The 18,075-nt window shown below is 62.9% G+C and carries 15 protein-coding genes; 3 read left to right on the top strand and 12 right to left on the bottom strand.

The window, feature by feature from the left end; translation table 11 throughout:
- Nucleotides 1–27: 27 nt before the first annotated feature.
- The gene (locus tag PAN31117_RS24660; RefSeq protein WP_150740513.1) at nt 28–1,842 is read left to right on the top strand and encodes a M61 family metallopeptidase; all 1,815 of its coding nucleotides are present in this window, start codon (nt 28–30) and stop codon (nt 1,840–1,842) included.
- 92 nt (nt 1,843–1,934) lie between these two features.
- Here PAN31117_RS24660 and PAN31117_RS24655 read toward each other — a convergent pair whose 3' ends face one another.
- Nucleotides 1,935–2,873, bottom strand: a complete 939-nt coding sequence (locus tag PAN31117_RS24655) for a LysR family transcriptional regulator (protein WP_150740512.1) — start codon at nt 2,871–2,873, stop codon at nt 1,935–1,937.
- 274 nt (nt 2,874–3,147) lie between these two features.
- Here PAN31117_RS24655 and PAN31117_RS24650 point away from each other — a divergent pair, with 274 nt between their 5' ends.
- Together PAN31117_RS24650 and PAN31117_RS24645 are read left to right on the top strand one after the other, a co-directional pair.
- Complete coding sequence (locus PAN31117_RS24650; protein WP_150740511.1) at nt 3,148–3,747, top strand: FMN-dependent NADH-azoreductase; 600 nt, start codon at nt 3,148–3,150, stop codon at nt 3,745–3,747.
- Nucleotides 3,748–3,790: 43 nt separating this feature from the next.
- Nucleotides 3,791–4,696, top strand: coding sequence for a pirin-like C-terminal cupin domain-containing protein (locus PAN31117_RS24645; protein ID WP_150740510.1), 906 nt, complete (start codon nt 3,791–3,793; stop codon nt 4,694–4,696).
- Here the strand turns inward: PAN31117_RS24645 and PAN31117_RS24640 are convergent, their stop codons facing one another.
- The 11 genes from PAN31117_RS24640 to dsbD form a co-directional block, all read right to left on the bottom strand.
- Nucleotides 4,697–5,917: a S1 family peptidase gene (locus tag PAN31117_RS24640; protein WP_150740509.1), complete on the bottom strand. Its 1,221-nt coding sequence runs from the start codon at nt 5,915–5,917 to the stop codon at nt 4,697–4,699.
- Nucleotides 5,914–7,047, bottom strand: a complete 1,134-nt coding sequence (locus PAN31117_RS24635) for a hypothetical protein (RefSeq protein ID WP_150740508.1) — start codon at nt 7,045–7,047, stop codon at nt 5,914–5,916. Before PAN31117_RS24635 ends, PAN31117_RS24640 begins: the two co-directional genes overlap by 4 nt.
- Before the next feature lie 323 nt (nt 7,048–7,370).
- Entirely contained in the window at nt 7,371–9,626 is a 2,256-nt protein-coding gene (locus PAN31117_RS24630) for a TonB-dependent receptor (RefSeq protein ID WP_150740507.1), read from the bottom strand.
- 286 nt (nt 9,627–9,912) lie between these two features.
- Nucleotides 9,913–10,764 (bottom strand): uracil-DNA glycosylase, encoded by an 852-nt coding sequence (locus tag PAN31117_RS24625; protein WP_150740506.1) that lies wholly within the window; start codon nt 10,762–10,764, stop codon nt 9,913–9,915.
- Nucleotides 10,765–10,827: 63 nt separating this feature from the next.
- A complete protein-coding gene (locus tag PAN31117_RS24620; protein WP_150740505.1) occupies nt 10,828–11,523 on the bottom strand; it encodes a CYTH domain-containing protein in 696 nt (231 codons plus the stop codon).
- Between the two features lie 5 nt (nt 11,524–11,528).
- A complete protein-coding gene (gene trpC / locus PAN31117_RS24615) occupies nt 11,529–12,341 on the bottom strand; it encodes an indole-3-glycerol phosphate synthase TrpC (RefSeq protein WP_150740504.1) in 813 nt (270 codons plus the stop codon).
- A 30-nt stretch (nt 12,342–12,371) separates the two neighbouring features.
- On the bottom strand, nt 12,372–13,400 hold the full coding sequence (trpD, locus tag PAN31117_RS24610) for an anthranilate phosphoribosyltransferase (RefSeq protein WP_150740503.1): 1,029 nt from the start codon (nt 13,398–13,400) through the stop codon (nt 12,372–12,374).
- A 77-nt stretch (nt 13,401–13,477) separates the two neighbouring features.
- The gene (locus PAN31117_RS24605; protein ID WP_150740502.1) at nt 13,478–14,065 is read right to left on the bottom strand and encodes an anthranilate synthase component II; all 588 of its coding nucleotides are present in this window, start codon (nt 14,063–14,065) and stop codon (nt 13,478–13,480) included.
- A gap of 386 nt (nt 14,066–14,451) precedes the next feature.
- A complete protein-coding gene (gene dsbG / locus PAN31117_RS24600; protein WP_150740501.1) occupies nt 14,452–15,300 on the bottom strand; it encodes a thiol:disulfide interchange protein DsbG in 849 nt (282 codons plus the stop codon).
- Nucleotides 15,301–15,303: 3 nt separating this feature from the next.
- On the bottom strand, nt 15,304–16,140 hold the full coding sequence (locus tag PAN31117_RS24595) for a TlpA disulfide reductase family protein (RefSeq protein WP_150740500.1): 837 nt from the start codon (nt 16,138–16,140) through the stop codon (nt 15,304–15,306).
- Entirely contained in the window at nt 16,137–18,053 is a 1,917-nt protein-coding gene (gene dsbD, locus PAN31117_RS24590) for a protein-disulfide reductase DsbD (RefSeq protein ID WP_150740499.1), read from the bottom strand. The genes PAN31117_RS24595 and dsbD overlap by 4 nt, the downstream gene beginning before the upstream one ends.
- Nucleotides 18,054–18,075 lie beyond the last annotated feature (22 nt).

The following is an 18,075-nucleotide window of genomic DNA, read 5'->3' as shown; positions in this document are numbered from 1 at the left end:
CCTCCGAGAACAAGAAGCCGCTATCTCATGAAAGCCACGTCTGCACCGTCTGCCGTTCGGTACGCGATCGTTCCGAAGTCGCCCGCCGCCCATCTGTTCGAAGTGACCGTCACGGTCTCGAATCCCGCCCCCGAAGGCCAGCGTTTCACGCTGCCCGCGTGGATTCCGGGCAGCTACATGGTGCGCGAGTTCGCCCGCAACATCGTGACCATCGGCGCGACATGCCGGGGTCGCAAGATCGCGCTCGACAAGCTCGACAAGCACACCTGGCAGGCCGCGCCGTGCAAGGGCACGCTGATCGTGACGTATGAGGTGTACGCGTGGGATCTGTCGGTGCGCGCCGCGCATCTGGACGACACGCACGGCTTCTTCAACGGCACCAGCGTGTTCCTGTGCGTGAAAGGGCAGGAACACGCGCCGTGCGAGATCGATGTGCTGCGTCCGCGCGGTGCTGCGTTCAAAGCGTGGCGCGTCGCCACGGCGCTGGCACCGGCTGAAGGCACGGCGGCGCTCGATTTCGGACGCTATCTGGCCGTCGATTACGACGAACTCATTGATTCCCCGGTCGAGATGGGGACGTTCGTGCACGGCACGTTCAAGACCTGTGGTGTGACGCATGAAGTCGCCATCACCGGGCCGGTGCCGAACCTCGATCTGGATCGTCTGCTGCGCGATATGAAGAAGATCTGCGAAGCGCAGATCCGTCTGTTCGAGCCGGGTGCCAGTTCGCGCTCGCGCGTGCCGATGTCGCGCTACGTTTTCCTGCTGATGACCGTGGGCGACGGCTACGGCGGTCTGGAACATCGCGCATCCACTGCGCTGCTTGCGAGCCGTAACGACCTGCCGGTGCAGGGGCAGGCGCGCATGAGCGATGCCTATCGCGGCTTCCTCGGACTGGTGAGCCATGAGTACTTCCATACGTGGAACGTCAAGCGCATCAAGCCGGCGGTGTTCGCGCCGTACACACTGGATCGGGAGAATTACACGCGTCTGCTGTGGCTGTTCGAGGGCTTCACGTCGTATTACGACGATCTGATGCTCGTGCGCAGCGGCGTGATTGCGCCGAAGGACTATTACGAACTCGTGGCGAAGACGGTGGCGAACGTGCTGCGCGGCAGTGGCCGTCTCAAGCAGACCGTCGCCGAAAGTTCATTCGACGCGTGGACGAAGTACTACCGTCAGGACGAAAACGCGCCGAATGCCATCGTCAGCTATTACACGAAGGGCTCGCTCGTGGCGCTCGCGCTGGATCTGACGATTCGTGCGCAGACACGCGGCCAGAAGTCGCTCGACGATGTGATGCGCGCGCTGTGGCAGCGCTACGGTCGCGACTTCTATCGCGGCGCGCCCGAAGGGATTGCGGAAGACGCCGTTCAGCCGTTCTTCGAAGCGGTCTCAGGTCTCGATCTGTCGGAATTCTTCGCGACGGCGATCAACGGCACGCGGGATTTGCCGCTGGCGACGCTGCTCGAGCGTGTCGGTCTGACGCTTGAACCGGTGACGCCTGAGAACGGTCACCCGGCCATGGGCGTGAAGACGGCCAAGCGCGGCGAAGAGGTCACGCTAGCACAGGTGCTCGACGGCGGCGCGGCGCAAGCGGCCGGTCTGTCGGCGGGCGACTCGCTGGTCGCCATCGACGGTTTGCGTGTGACGTCGGGCAATCTCGACAAGCTGCTGGAGCGCTATCGTCCGGGCGACCGGGTGACGCTGCACGCCTTCCGCCGCGACGAGTTGCGCGAAACGTCGCTCACGCTCGATGCGCCTGAGGTCACGCAGTACCGCATTGCAGAAACACGCGATCGCGCCGCCGCGCAGCGACGCGAGAAGTGGCTGACGGCCTGAGCGGCCGCAGGTTCGCACTTCACCGTTCCTTCCTTGTGATCGTCCCGCGCTCGTCCTGAGTGCGGGATTGCAACGCAGCGCTCAATGCTGCATCAACTCTGCGACGGCCCCGGCACCGACGGGTCGCGATTCTCCTCCGGACACGTCCGCGCCACAGCGAGCATATGCTCGATGAACGCCTGCGTCTTGCGCGGCAGGAAGCGTCGCGACGGCGTGACCAGGTGGACCGAACTCTCGGGCAGCGACCAGTCGGGCAGCACCTTCACGAGGCGTCCGGACTTGAGGGCGTCTTCGGCCAGAATGTCCGTGAGCGCGGCAATGCCACTGCCTGCGAGCGCCATCTCCTTGACCATCCCCATGCTGTTGACCTGAATCGCCCCATGCATGGTGATGTCGACGCGTTGGCGGCCCTTGTGAAGCGTGTCGGAATTGAACAGACGCCGTGCGCCTTGCAGGATGATGAAGCGATGGCCGTCCAACTCGTCCGGACTGCCCGGCAGTCCCGTCGCGCTGAGATAAAGCGGACTCGCGTAAAGGCTACGAGTGAGCTTCAGGAGCGGACGCGCGACCAGGGTGGAGTCGGAAAGCTGACCGGCGCGAATGGCGACATCAACGCGCTCGGCAATCAGATCGACATGACGCGAACTCAGGTCCACGTCGACGGTGATTTCGGGAAAGGCCGCACAGAAGGTCGCGAGCGGCACGGCGAGCCATTGCGTAGCGAAGTCTGCCGGTGCGGTGATGCGCAGACGTCCGCGCGGTTTGCTCGACATCTGTGACGCGAAGTCCCGCGTCTCTTCCACTTCTTCGAGAATCGGCAGGCATCGCTCGTAATACGCTTCGCCGACTTCCGTCAGTTCGAGCCGGCGCGTGGTCTTGTGGAGCAGCTTCGTGCCGAGGCGCGCTTCGAGCCGCGACAGACGCCGACTCACGGTCGCCTTGGGCAGATCGAGCCGCTCGCCGGCCCGCGTGATGCTGCCCGAGCGCACGACCTCCGCGAAGATCAGCATGTCATTCAGATCGTCAATCATCGCGCGCGCTCCTTGCGCCCTGTGACGCGGTCATTCGGTACGAGGTCGCGCCATGATGCAGCGAAATCGGCGGTGCTGCCCCTCAATGCTGCGGCGCTTCGTCATTGTTCCAAAATGGGAACAAACAATTCGATTTTACCGGCTTGTTTCATTTTTGGGGGTAACTAGAATTCATCCCAAGCCGACGTGCAATTCAAGGCGACCCAAAGCGGGCAGCCTGGCGCGAACGGATTTACGAACTTTCGGGAACACCCCCGGCTCTGGAGCCAGTGACATGACCACCATTCTGCAAATCAATTCCGCCGCCCGCTCGCAGGGCGCCAACTCGACCACGCTCGCTAACGAAACCGTGGCCCAACTCGTCGCCAAGAACCCGGGTGCCAAGGTCGTCGTGCGCGATCTGCTGGCCGAAGGCGTGCCGCACCTCGATGAAGCCGTGATCGGCGCATTCTTCACGCCGGAAGACCAGCGTTCGGACGAACAAAAGGCCATCATCGCCCGCAGCGACGAACTGATCGCCGAAATCCAGTCCGCCGACACCATCGTCTTCGGTGTGCCGCTGTACAACTTCCACGTGCCGACGCAACTCAAGGCGTACTTCGACTGGATCTCCCGTGCCCGCGTGACCTTCCGTTATCGCGAAGACGGCACCGTGGAAGGCCTGATTCAGGGCAAGAAGGTGATCGTGGCGTTTGCGCGCGGTGGCAACTACAAGGACACGCCGGCCGACAGCCAGACCCCGTACCTCAAGACGATTCTCGGCTTCCTCGGCATGACGGATGTGACGTTCATCTACGCCGAAGGCCTCGCACGCGGTCCGGAATCGGCGGCCGCCGCATTCGCCGGTGCCCGCGAAGCCATCGCCGCGCTGTAATCGTCGAATCGCTGTTGCTTCTCCCGCACGCGCAGGTTCCCCCATGGCCCATCCGACGCCCCAGCATTCGCGTCTGACCAAGCGCCCGGCCGCCCATGCCGGTGCGAACGCCATCCCGCGCGTGCTTCCCGTTTCCCGTCCCGGCCGATGTGCGGCTGCGGCGGGAGCGGGTGTTTTCGATCAGGTCGAACACACGGACCCGTTCCTGTCGGTCGACCTCTTCCGTCGTCATGGCGCGTGCATTCCGCCGCATCCGCATGCCGGGTGTGTAGTGGCGACGTACCTCTTTCCCGAATCGACGACCTCGCTGCGCAGCCGTCACGCCCACGGTGGCGACGACACGCTGCATCCCGGCGATCTGCTCTGGCTGGAAACGAATTGCGGCACGGTGCATGAAGACGTTCCGGACAATGCGTGCGCTTCAGTGCGCGGCGTGCGCATGGTCGTCAGTCGTGCCGGACAGCATCCGCACGGTGCACCTGTGCAGACGGTCGTGCGCGCGGGATCGATGCCGCGCTGGCGCGAGGGCGACGTTGAACTGACGTTGATCTGTGGACGCTGGGCTGAGCATGCGGTGGAGCGCAACGACGGCGGTTGCACGACGTTGTTGCAACTCGACTGGCATGCCGACGCGGTTCGAACCCTCGACATTCCGTGCGACGGCCGCCGTTGGATCGCGTTGATCGCACAGGGTGACGCGGCAGTCGCCGAACACCCGTTGCGTGCGGAAGGCAGCGTTCAGGCGTTGTTGCTGCCGCCCGGCAAATGGCAACTGGCAGGACGCAGCGGCGCACGACTGATGCTCGCTGGCGGCGAGCCGCTGGACGCTCCCGTGGTCTATCGCGGCAACTTCGCCGCACGCGACGAGGCCGATCTGGTCGCCCTCACACGCCGCTATCAGCAAGGATCGATGGGCGTGCTCACGCCCGTTTGCGTCGAGCGGAAGTGACTACTGAGTCACACCCGCTTCGGCAAGCGCTTTGCGGATGCGGTCGACTTTGAGGCCGTTGTTGTAAATCCCCTCCATCTCCTTGCCCTTGCTCTTCGTCTTGCCGCCGGAGTGAAGGCCGACGATTTTGCCATCGGACAGGCGAATTACTGGCGAGCCGGAATTCCCGCCCCAGGTCGAAGAATCGTAGGAAAACATCACCGCGTCCGCCTTGAGTTCCGGGCGCGTGGTTCCCGGCGCGAACCGCTCGGCGGGAAACGGCACCGCATGGTTGGGTAATTCGAAAATCGTGTCGATCTGGGCTTCCGACAGCGTTGCGCATTCCTGGCCCGGCCGGGCGGCTTCGCAATTGAGCGGACGGGACGGATAGCCGATCACGGCAATCTTCTGCCCTTCGTAGAGATCGTACTTGTCGGCCATCGGCGCGGGCGGCGGCAACGCATTGTCTTCCGTGCGCAGGATGGCGAAATCGGCATTCTCTGCATCGGTCTTGCCCACGGCTTCGATGGCGACGATACGCACTTCACGCGGCGTGGTGCGGGAGAAACACTGCGAGTATTCCCACGGGAACGAGACCGTCAGAACTTGCTTGTCGTCGTTCATGTGCCATACGCCATCGCTGTCGGGGTACGCGTAATCGAGCAACACGTGCCGATTGGTGATGATGTGCGACTTGCCGACGACAAATGCAGTGGGGCCGAGACGCGGCGTGGTGGACTGGGCGTCGTCGTACTGAAAGATCACACCGACGCTGCGGGCAACCGCCGCGACCGGACTGGAGATCGCCGTAACGGCATCTTTCCATGTGGACCAGTCGTGCGTTTGTTCGTTGACCCACGGTGCACCTGAGCAAAACCCATACACCGGACGCATGATGGAGAGAATCGTCTCCAGTTGGCGCTGCAGTTGTTCCTCCGAACTGGGCGTGCCGCCGATCAGCAAGTTGTTCGATGCCGCGATGTTGTCCCGTGCCTGAATGATGGCCTGCACCTTCGCGGCGACCAGCGGCGTCTGCGTCGCCCGCATCAGGACGTACTGCTCCTTCTGCAGCGACTTATCCTGGCGCTTCAGGGAGGCCTGAACGTCGGACGATTGCGCTTCGCGCACGATCTGTGCGGCGAGCGGGGAGGGTGTGCCAGCGTCGGCCGATTGGGCTGCGGCAGACGTCGTAACGCCAACTGTCACGAGGCCGGCAAAGAACACGCGCGCGAGTCGGTTCATTGTTTCCACGCCTCCGGCACTGCGCGAACGGCCGCTTCGGCCGCACTGTATTGCGTCTTCGCCTTATCGAAGTCGTCTTTCAACTCATTGAAGAAAGCGACGAGATCCGAGATCGACACATGCTTGTCGTCGACGAGCGTCACAAGCTGTTCTTCGGCATCGACCAGCTTCTGACGCAGGACGACCGGCGACTGACTGGCGTGCAGTGCGTCGTACTCCGCTAGTTGATCGTGAACTTGCATGCCGAGTTCGCGAATGCGAATGTCGTCCGCGTCGCGCGAGATGCGCGCGGGTGTGACGAATATCTTCCGGAACGTGGCGAGCGGTCGTTGCAGCGCCACGATCTGCCGCGTGTTCCAGGCGTTCTCCAGATCCTGAGCCGCGAAGTCGCGGTCCATGACCTTCTTGAAATCCGGATGGAATTTGTGAACGTAGTCGGCGAATCGCTGCTTCGCTTCGATGTCGTTGTAGGCCGTGAGGCCCGTCTGAATCAACGCGACGATGGCCTTGTAGGCTGCGATGGCAGCCGGTACGGCGGCGACGAGCGATTCACGGCTCGCGTCGGTCGTGGGCCGTCCCTTCCATCCGCGCAGTTGCTCCGTCAGCGGAATCGAGCAGGCGAGCACTGCCTCCTTCGGTGGCGTGTCCTCCACGACGCCAGGCGTCTTGATGGGCTTGCGCAGTTCCTGGAGGCGCTTCCACTGACCACTGATGGAGTCGTCGCCTTCGGCGAGCACGTCCTTGAGGCCGCCGGAATATGCAGTGGCGTAACGCATTGCCGCGCGCTCGCGCACGAAACTGTCCGACCCGGCACAGACGAATCGGGCGAAGGACGCGAGATCGTCCTTGCCGTCGATGTCGTAATCGACACGCGGATTCGACCGGAACGTGCGCACGTAATTCTCAATAGCCTCCGCACGTCGTACGCGCGCCCGAGACTTGACTTCGGTATCCAGCGCGCTTGCCGATGCTTTGACGGCACCGTCGAACCCGTTGGCGGCGTCTTGCAGCGTGTCCTTCTTGCGGATTTGCGTTGCAGAACATCCCGCGAGCGCGGCGATGGCGACAACGATAACGAACGACCGCGCGGCATTGGCACACGCGGTGACAGCGACTCCCCGATTTGCCATCTCGAACCCCCGTACGAATAGGCAAACTGCGTTATGGCGAACGTCTTCTGATTGTTTTCATGCGGTGCGAGGACACTCGGATGGCATCCCGTCTACAGCGCGGCGTCATCATGTCACGCAGACTGGGGGCACACAATGAAACGGACGATGTGAATCGAGTGTTTGAAATCAGGCTTCGCTGTAACGACGAATCGAGGCCGGACGGGTGAGATGCAGCGGGGGAGGAGAAAGAAGGCGGGGGAATTTGCAGGAAACCCGGCGGTAGTCGCCGGATTTCCCGTGTCAGCCCGATCGACGGAGTGAGCGGGCTGACGACAACACGATTACTGATGGAAGTTCAGCGTCAGCATGGCGGTACGGCCCGGTGCCCACGTGGCGTAGATCGGGTACGCGCTGGCGTAGTACTTCTTGTCGAAGATGTTCTGCACGTTCAGTTGCAGATCCACCGAGCGCGACACGCGGTAGGTGGCGACCGCGTCGAAGCGGGCATAGCCCGGCGTCCACTTGCGAACGGTCGACGACACCGATGCGTAGGTCAGGCTCGAGAGCGTCATGCCCGCGCCCAGTGTGAGCTTCGGCATCACTTCGTAGTCGGTCCACAGCGTCAGGTTGTGCTTGGGCACCATCACCATCGGCAGACCGTTCGAGCCCGGCGCAGCGGCCGGACCGGCGTCGGTCGTGATCGCGTTCAGGTACGAGTAGCCGCCGAACACGCGCCAGTGGTTCGTCAGATTACCTGCCCAGCCGAGTTCTGCACCGCGCACGCGCTGGCTACCGGCGTTGATCGTGCCGCCAAGCCCGTCGGAGACGCGAGCGTTCGTCTTGTCCGTCTGGAACAGGGCTGCGGTCAGCGACAGGCGCTGGTCGATCACGTCCCACTTCGCACCGACTTCGATGTTGCGGCTGCGCTCGGGCGAGAGGTTGTTGTTGGTCGCGGTGATCTGATCGGTACCGCCGCCCAGACCGCTGTTCGCGCCCGGCGGGTTGGCCGACGTGCCATACGACGCATACAGGCTCAACGACGGCAGCAACTTGTAGACCACACCCAGCTGGAAGCTGAACAGGTTCGAGGTGTTGTTCAGGTCAGGTGCACCCGCTTGTACGGCGCTCACGTCGAAGCGGTCGAAGCGCGCACCGGCGTTGAGCAGCCAGCGGTCGGAGAGCTTCACGCTGTCGAACAGATAAGCCGAAGCGGTGTTCGTGCGCGTGTTGGTGGCCGCACCCGGGAAGGCCTTGTCGCCGTTGAGCGTGAGGCTGCCGGTCCACGGATTGTCCAGGTTCCAGTTGCCGATGGTCGTGCAGTTGTACGCGATCGAGCACGGACCGCCCGAGCGGATGTTGTTGCCGGCGCTGTCTGCGACGAGATAGCCCTCGTAGCGGCTTTGCTCGTTGCTGAATTCCAGACCTGTCGTGAGCGTGTGCTCGAAGCCGAACAGCGTGGCCTTGCCGGTCAGTTCCGTCTGGTTGGCGATGCTGTTGGTGGCGTACTTACCGCTCTTGGCTTGCAGCGAGATGATGTTCGACGTGGCCGACTGGAATTGCGGGTTCGTGGCGACGTAATCGAGCGTCGAACGGCCGACCATCGTGGTGTTCTTGATTTTCCACGTGTCGTTGATGCGGTGTTCGACCTTGATTTCGCCGGTGTCCGTCTGGCCACGACGGTAATCGCGATTGTTCAGGCCATAAAACTGGTTGCGCTGGAAGCCGCCGTCAGGTGTGCCGCCCGCTGAGCGGAACGGTGCGCTGAAGTCCGGCATGTCGTACGAATTCAGGTGGTAGTAGCTGATCGTGACGGTCGTCGGGCTGTTCAAGCCGAACGCCACCGACGGTGCGATACCCCAGCGCTTGCTGTAGACGTTGTTGCGACCGGCCTGATCGGCATCGTGACCCATCATGTTCAGGCGCACAGCGGTTTGATCGTTCACCTGGCGGTTCACGTCTAACGTCAGACGCTTGTAGCTGTTGGTCCCGAGACCGAAGCTTGCGTTGGTGAAATCTTCCAGTCGCGGCGTCTTCGTGGTGATGTCGATGCTGCCGCCCACGGCGCCACGTCCGGCATAGACCGAGTCCGGGCCCTTGATGACGCTGATGTTCTCGATGTCGAACGTTTCGCGATTCTGCACACCGGAGTCGCGCATGCCGTCCACGAAGATCGAGTTACGCGATTCGAAGCCGCGAATGACCGGACGGTCGGCGGACGGGTTCGCCGCAGCGTCGCCACCGAGGAACGTGATGCCGGGCACGGTCTTGAGCGCGTCGGCGAAGGTCGTGGCGTTCGTCTGCTTGATCAGTTCTTCGGGAATGACAGTGATCGAGCGCGGCGTATCGCGCAGCGGGGCGACGAACTTGTACGACGGCAGCGTCTTCGTCTGCATGGCCGACGGCACGGCGCTGTCGTTGACCTGCGTCGTGGGCAGCGCGACGGCCGGGGCGTTGGTCGAGCCAGCGGCTTGCGGCGCGGCATCGGCGGCGTTGGCGGGCGTTTGAGCGTGGGCGGATTGGGTGGCGAAGCTGCCAGCGACGACCAGGGCGCAGGCGACGGCGAGCAGACGCTCGCGCGTCTGAAAGGCGGTAGACATACGTGTGTTCCAGCTGCGGCGCCACCTTCGGACACTTCGCAGGCCAGGTAACGCACGGTTTAGTAGTTTTTGTTAATGAGATTGATAGGGATTCTCATTACGGAAATGGAGTGTAATGACTTCACTTTTGTATGTAAATGCTCAGAAGTGCATATTGAATCGTATATTTCGATGGGTGAAACCGTCGAAACTTCGATTTACTGCGGTTTTTTGTCAGTCATAACGATCATTTTTCAGAAAATCCGCAGGAATGATCGTTTCGACTGACATTTCGACGCATGACGAACTACGCCGACACCCGCCAGTCGATGGGTGTCTTGCCGTGTTTTTGGAGGAAGGCGTTGGCGGCGCTGAAGTGGCCGCAGCCGAGGAAACCGCGATGGGCCGATAGTGGGGAGGGGTGCGGCGCTTCGAGCAGCAGATGGCCGTGACCGCCGAGCAGGGGGGCTTTCGCCTGCGCGTGACTGCCCCACAGCAGGAACACCAGCGGGCCTTGCTGTTCGGCGAGGCCGCAGAGCAAGGTGTCCGTGCAGGCTTGCCATCCCCCTTTTTTGAACGGCTTCGCATGGCTAGCGGCATTGGCGGCTTCGACTGTGAGCGTCGTGTTGAGCAGCAGCACGCCCTGTTTCGCCCACGCGTCGAGGTTGCCATGCGACGGCGGCGCAATGCCCAGATCCCGTTCGATCTCTTTGTAGATGTTGCGCAACGATGGCGGCACGCGCACGCCGCGCTGCACCGAAAACGCCATGCCGTGCGCCTGTGCAATGCCATTGTCGTCGCCGTGATACGGGTCCTGTCCGAGGATGACGACTTTTACGTCCTTCGGCGACGTCATGTGCAGCGCATGGAAAATGTCCGCCGGATAGACGGTCTTGCCCGTCGCGACTTCGGCGTCGACGTATTGGCACAGCGGGGCGTAAGCGTCGCTCTGCACGAACGGTGCGACCAGCGCTTTCCACGCGTCGGGCAGCTCGGCGAACTGATCCTCGACGCGGCCCTTCAACGGACCGGCCACGGTAACGGGATCGTCGCTCCGGGTGTCACTCGTTTCGTTGGTTCCGTTCGTCTCGCCGAAGAGAGAGCCTTGTCGCGCCTCGTCAGCGTTCTGGGCGGTTGCGGTTCGTGAGCGTGATGTCATGCGTGATGTGTGCTGAGTCTGCTGAATTAACCGGTTTCGTCGAAGGGCGAGGTCGAAGCACGTTCAACCGCCCAGCACCTTTTGACGCAGACGATAGCCGCGCTGCGCTTTGCTGACGTTGTCGCTGTGCAGTTCCGGCAAGACCGCGCGCAGGTCCTGCGCGAGCGCCTGGAGAATGCGTTCGCCCTGACCGTCGCGGTCGTCGTCCGGCGCATCCAGCAATTCCAGTTCCACTTCAATGAGCGGTTCCGTGTGACGTTGGCCGTCGGCCTGCACGGCGACTTCGCCACGATCGAACGCGATTTCCACGGCTGTGCCGTCACCCGCGACGTAGCGCCACAGGCGTCGCACGAAGTTCGTCTCGAACTGCGCTACGACCTTCGCGCCTTCGTCCCGCAACAGCGCGGCCGTTGCTGGCACATCGCAGGCGGCGATGAGCGGTGAGAGTTCAAGCGCCTCACCGTGCACGGCTTGTTCCCACTCGTGACGCACATGCAGTCCGTCGTGCGCTTCGCCTACCGACTTGAGCGTTTGCAGCCACTGTCCGGCATGACCGTCGCGGGCGACATAGCGCAGTCGTAGCGCAGCCTTGGCGCTTGCGAGTGCGAGATCCGGCGTATCGAAGTAACGATTGACGAGATGACGTTCGCCGCGCGCATCAGTGCCGGGCAAACGGTCGAGATGGGCAATCAGCGCGTCGGCGCGCGCCGCGGGGAGGTCGCCCGGGAGGGCCAGTTTGAGTTCGCGTTCGATGGCCATGGGTGTCAGCGGGGCATGTCGAACAGGGTAGCGAGTGCGTCGCCTGGCTCGGGCGCGCGCATGAAGGCTTCGCCGACGAGAAAGGCATTGACGTTGGCCGCGCGCATGCGCGTTACGTCGTCACGCGAAAGGATACCCGACTCCGTCACGACCAGACGATCCTGCGGGATATGTTTCAGCAGGCCGAGCGTCGTGTCGAGCGTGACTTCGAAGTTGTGCAGGTTGCGGTTGTTGATGCCCATCAGCGGGGTACGCAGTTCCAGCCCGGCGTCCAGCTCCTGACCGTTGTGCACTTCGACGAGCACGGCCATGCCCAGCTCGTGCGCCTGTGCTTCGAGATCGCGCATCTGCGAGAGTTCCAGCGCAGCCGCGATCAGCAGAATGCAATCGGCACCCATGTCGCGGGCTTCGTACACCTGATACGCGTCGATCATGAAGTCCTTGCGCAGGACCGGCAGATCGCACGCGGCGCGCGCTGCCTTGAGATACTCGGGCGCGCCCTGGAAGAACTGCACGTCGGTGAGTACAGACAGGCACGCCGCGCCGCCTTGCTGATACGACTCAGCGATCTGCGGCGGCACGAAGTTCTCGCGAATCACGCCCTTCGATGGACTGGCCTTCTTGATTTCGGCAATGACACCGGACAGGCCTGCGTCGATCTTCGTGCGTAGTGCGCCTACGAAGTCGCGGGTGCGCAGCGCGCTGTCGCCAACGGTCGCTTCCGCGTCGCGGCGCAGGCTCGCGAGGTCACGCACGCGCTTTGCAGCAGCGACTTCTTCGGCCTTCACGGCCAGGATTTTGTCGAGAACGGTAGACATATCGGTAGATAACTCTGGGTCTGCTGAAGGTTACGCCTTGAAGCGTTGCGTGTACGTGACGAATTCGTGGAGCTTTTCGCGAGCCGCGCCGCTGGCGATGGACTCGCGCGCCATCCTGATGCCGTCGGCAATCGTCGGTGCGCGGTTGGCCGCATAAAGTGCGGTCCCGGCGTTGAGCGTCACGATCTCGCGGGCGGTGCCTTCTGTGTTGCCCAGCGCGTCGATCAGCATCGTCTTCGATTCCTCGGCGCTGCCGACCTTCAGGCTGCGATTGCTCACCATCTGCAAACCGAAGTCTTCCGGGTGAATTTCATACTCGGTGACCTTGCCGTCCTTCAACTCGCCGACTAGCGTGGCGGCGCCGAGCGAGACTTCGTCCATGCCGTCCTTGCCGTAGACGACGAGCACGTGCTCCGCGCCCAGACGCTCCATCACGCGCACCTGAATGCCGACCAGATCCGGGTGGAACACGCCCATCAGTTGATTCGGTGCCCCGGCCGGATTCGTGAGCGGGCCGAGAATGTTGAAGATCGTGCGCACGCCCATTTCCTTGCGGATGGCGGCCACGTTCTTCATCGCGGGATGATGGTTCGGGGCGAACATGAAGCCGATACCGACTTCGCGCAGACACTCGGCCACTTGCTCGGGCGAGAGCATGATGTTCACACCGAGTGCTTCGAGCACGTCGGCACTGCCCGACTTCGAACTCACGCCACGGTTGCCGTGCTTGGCGACCTTCGCGCCTGCGCCGGCGGCCACGAACATCGAGGCCGTCGAGATGTTGAACGTATGCGACACATCGCCACCGGTGCCCACGATGTCGACGAAATGTTCGTCGGCAGGGGCGTCCACGTGATTGGCGAACTCGCGCATGACTTGCGCGGCGGCGGCGATCTCGCCGATGGTTTCCTTCTTCACGCGCAGACCGGTGATGATCGCGGCCGACATGACCGGCGAGATCTCGCCCTTCATGATGAGACGCATCAGATGCAGCATCTCGTCGTGGAAGATTTCGCGGTGTTCGATCGTGCGCTGAAGCGCTTCTTGCGGGGTAATCATTTGTTGTCCTCTCCTCTGTCGGTGCTTGTCGGGTGCATAGCGCGCGTTCGCTGATTCAGACGCGCCCTTGGGATGTCTCAGGCGGCAATGGCCGCACGCGGCGCAGCTTGCACAAAGTTGCGCAGCACGGCGTGGCCATGCTCCGACAGAATCGATTCGGGGTGGAATTGCACGCCTTCGACGTCGAGCGTCTTGTGGCGCACGCCCATGATCTCGCCGTCGTCCGTCCATGCGGTGATCTCGAGGCATTCCGGCAACGAGGCGCGCTCGATGGCGAGCGAGTGGTAGCGGGTGACGGTAAAGCGCTTGGGCAGATTCGCGAACACGCCCTGTTGCGTGGTTTCGATCTCGCTCACTTTGCCGTGCATGATCTGTTGCGCGCGAATGACCTTGCCGCCGAACGCTTCGCCAATGGCCTGATGGCCGAGGCAGACGCCGAGGATCGGGATTTCACCGGCGAAGCGCTTGAGTACGTCGAGCGTGATGCCTGCGTTGGCCGGGCAGCTCGGGCCGGGCGAGAGGCAAATGCGGTCGGGGGCAAGCTCGGCAATGGTGTCGAGCGTGATTTCGTCGTTGCGGAAGACTCGGACGTCCTCGCCCAGTTCACCGAAGTACTGGACGATGTTGTAGGTAAACGAGTCGTAGTTGTCGATCATCAGCAGCATGATGGTCCCTGTTCGTCTGGTGACAAAGGATTGTCGAACGCATGGAATTTGCGAGTGTCCCCTGAGCGTGCCCCCACATTGACTTCGCGATCCGCGGGGGAGGGCGCTATGGGGATGAGATAGACGTGGCGGGTTACCGCCACCAGCGCAGGGCGGCGGTCAGGGGCGACCAGAGGAGGGAGGAAGACTGATGCGACTTCATGGTGATGCAGATTGTAGCAGCAACTCCGGCGCACCGTGAGCGGGTGTCGCAAAAAGCGGCCATTCGACGAAATTCAGGCGTCTTATGGCCGATTCCCGCAAGAATGTGCGATTGATGCCCGCCTGCTATCGACGATTCTGCGACGATGGCTGGCGGTCCTGCCGACACAGGCGGGCGTCGCGGCTCATTTTTCGCCAAGGATGGTCGTGAGCGAATTTGACGGGGGCATACCGTTCGCCCGCTCCACGATGCCCGTATCGTTGCGATAGACGATACCCGGTGTGCCACGAAAACCGAGTTCGGCCATCAGCATCTGGTTGCTTTGAAGCTTCTTCGCAACGGTCTCGGTGACGTTTCTAGCAGGCTTAATGCCGCCTTGCGCAAACTTACGTTCGTTTTGAAGCAGCGCCGTAGATGGATCGGGTGCGCTCAAGATCGCGGCGGCTTTGGTCACGCTGTCGGGCTTGATGACGCCGACGAGCACGTGACGCAGTTGCACCTTGCCTGAGTCGACCCACGGCCGTGCCGTCTCCCAGAAGCGATTGCAGTAGGGGCAATTCGGATCGCTGAAGGTGTAGACGATGCGCGGCGCGTCTTTCTTGCCGTCCTGCACCCAATGGGCGGCGGCGAGCTTCGACCAGATCGTGTCACCGAGCGGCCTTTCGATGAGCTTCGTGACACGCTCGATATCGAGCGGTTTGCCATCTGCGTCGATGCGGGTGCCGACGATGCCTGTGCCGTCCGCAAGCAGGTAGACCGCCATCGGCTGCTGACCGGCCAGTCCGGCGAAACCCTGGAGGTCCTTGATCCCGGTGTCGAACGGTTGCAGAGACGTCACGCCCTCGCGCTCCAGAGCGTGCACGATGACCGGCTTGGCGGCACCGGACGTAGTGACGGGGGGCGGCGAAGCGGATGAAGAGGATGAAGAGGATGAAGAGGATGCGGGCGTTGCATTTGCGGCGCCTCCGGCAGTCGACAGGCAGAGCAGCGAGAGTGAGTTGATGGCGAGAACGAGCGTCTTTCGAACCGGCATGGATTACTCCTTGAGCGTACGGGACGCCGGGGATTGGTGAAGGCGGCGATGCAACGTGTCGCGCAAGCGCGCGGCCGTCAGTTCGCCCAGATGGGCATCGACGAGACGGCCATTCGTATCGAAGTACAACGTGGTCGGTAATGCGCGGGTCTCTACCGCACGCATGGCCTGTGATTCGGGGTCGAGCAGCAGATGGTCGAACGCCAGTTCCTGCGATTGCACGAACTCAGCCACCGTCTGCGCGGCCTCGCCTTGATTGATCATCAGAAATCGCACGTCCGGATAGTCATTCTGCGCTTGCGCCAGCACCGGCATTTCGCGTCGGCACGGTGGGCACCAACTGGCCCATAGGTTCATCACGATGGGCTGGCCGCGATGGTTTTCCAGCGCGACGGAACGTCCATCGACGGTGGTGAGCGTGAGCGATGGCAGTGGTGGCGCGTCGCGCAGCGCGGCACCTAGACCGGCGAGCATCACGCCCCAGATCGCGAGACCGGCTGCCATACCCGCGAACATCGGCCGACGCTGCGCTCGATCCCGGCGCGTGCGCCAGAATCCCCATGCCACGGCGGCGAGCGCCCCTGCCCAGACATTGAAACCGCCATCGCCAATCGCAACGAACGACCACGGTCGGGCGGCGTATTCGGGCCACCAGCGGACGACGTACACCGCGCGAGCGATGAACAGGCCGACGAAAAGGGCGTCGAGCAGCACACCGGCGCCGCCGCGCCGCGATGCTGCATCTGACGTTCGCAGCAGGTAGCGTGCGACGAGCCATGCGAGGACGGCCGCCGCTGCGAGAGATGCCGTCTTCGCGGAGAACGGGCCGAGTCCGATCATGACGCCTCCGTGGCTTGCGCCGCGTCGAGGCGTTGCAGGAACGCCTGTGCCGTCATCTCGCCGACCATACGATGCGTGCGCACCTCCTTACCCGTCGTATCGACGAGGATGAGCGTCGGCGGTCCCATCACGCCCCAGCGCTTCATGAGCGCCCGATCGATGTCGTCATTCTTCGTGACGTCGGGACGCAGCACCTGCATGCGCGCCAGACGCGCGGCCACGGCCGGATCACCGAAGACGTTGCGCTCAATGACGTGGCAACTCACGCACCAGTCGGCGTAAAAATCGATGAGCGTCCATTGCCCTTTGGCGGTGGCTTGCGCGATACGCGCGTCCACGTCCTGTTCGGATTTGACGCTGACGTAATCCACCGATTTGCCCGCGCGTTGGCCTGCACTATCGCCTCCGGCGATTGCGACGCCATCCGGGCGTGCCAGCGGGCGCAACAACGACTCGCCGCCCGAGGCCGCGCCGACCAGCAGCAGTACCGACCAGAGCGCGGCGAACGTCGAGGTGAATACCAGCGTCCAGCAAGTCCGATTACCGCGAACCGCCCACGCCCAGCCCGCGATGCCGATGGCGAGACCGATGCCGAGCGCGCCCCACAGTGCGAGGGTGACGTGTCCGGGCAGGAAGCGGCTCAACATCTCGATGGCCATTCCCGCCATCACATAGCCGAAGGCGATACGCACACGCACCATCCACGGTCCCGGGCGGGGCAGGATTCGCGCACCGAACAGCGAAATCGCCAACAACGGCATGCCCATGCCTATGCCCATCGCGAATAGCGCACCACCGCCCATCCACGCATTGCCCGTCTGGCTGATATAGAGCAGCGCCCCTGCCAGCGGGGCCGTCATGCAGGGGCCGACGAGCAGGGCCGAGAGGAAGCCGAGCGCGGCCGCGCTTGCGAGACCACCGCTCGTGCGGTTGCGTCCGGCCGCGTCCAGACGATTCATGATGAACGCGGGAAGGTGCAGTTCGAACAGTCCGAACAACGACGCGGCCAGTGCCAGAAAGAGCGCCGCGAATGCACTCAGGAGCCACGGGGATTGCAGCATCGCCTGAAGGTTGGCGCCGGCAAGAGCGGCGGCGACGCCCACGCTGGCATAGGTCAACGCCATCGCCACGACATAAGCCGAAGACAGCGCCAAAGCGCGCAACGGCGACGGCCGATTGCCGACGATCATCGTCGAGACGATGGGGACCATCGGCAGCACGCACGGCGTGAACGCCAGCAGAAGACCGAAGCCGAAGAACAGCAATTTCGCCGCGATGGGGTCGAGCGCTGCGAGTTGGGCGGCAGCGGCCTGATCCGCAGCGAGCAGCTCGGCGTTGCTTGTCGTCTCGGTCGAAGCTGGGGCGTTCGACGCCTCGTCCAGACTCGCAGACGCCGAGTTCGCGGTCGGAGCAAAAAGGGCGGTCAGTGCCGACGACACACTCTTGTCCTCGCGCGGAGAAAAATCACCGTTCAGCGCAATTCGAACCTTCTGCGGAGGATAACAAATCCCTGCCTGAGCGCAGCCTTGCCAGTAAAGCGTAATGAAATCCGCTCTCGCCAATTCAGGCAACTTCAGATGCAAATCGTCGTCATAGAAGATCTCGGTGTTCCCGAAGAACTCATCGAAGTGTCGGGTGCCATCGGGCAGCGTGAAGTGGATGGGCTTGCCGTCGGCATCTTCTACGCGAATCGAATGACGATAAACGTAGTGATCCTTAGCAATCGTGCTGGCAATGACAATGCCACCGTCTTCACGGCGAGGCGCATCGAGACGCAGCACTTGCGAGACGTCCAGCACCTGATTGCCGGACTGCCAGGGCAGCGCGGCAGCGGCGGACGTTACGAGGGTGACGCCAAGCGCACTATGCGCGCTGAGCAAAATCACAAAGATGGAAAGTATTCGACGAAGCAATCGGTCCTCCTCGGGGCGGTCG

This window comes from Pandoraea anapnoica (assembly GCF_902459765.1).
In the GTDB taxonomy this organism is placed as follows: Bacteria; Pseudomonadota; Gammaproteobacteria; order Burkholderiales; family Burkholderiaceae; genus Pandoraea; species Pandoraea anapnoica.
This window is presented reverse-complemented; position numbering and strand designations above follow the sequence as displayed.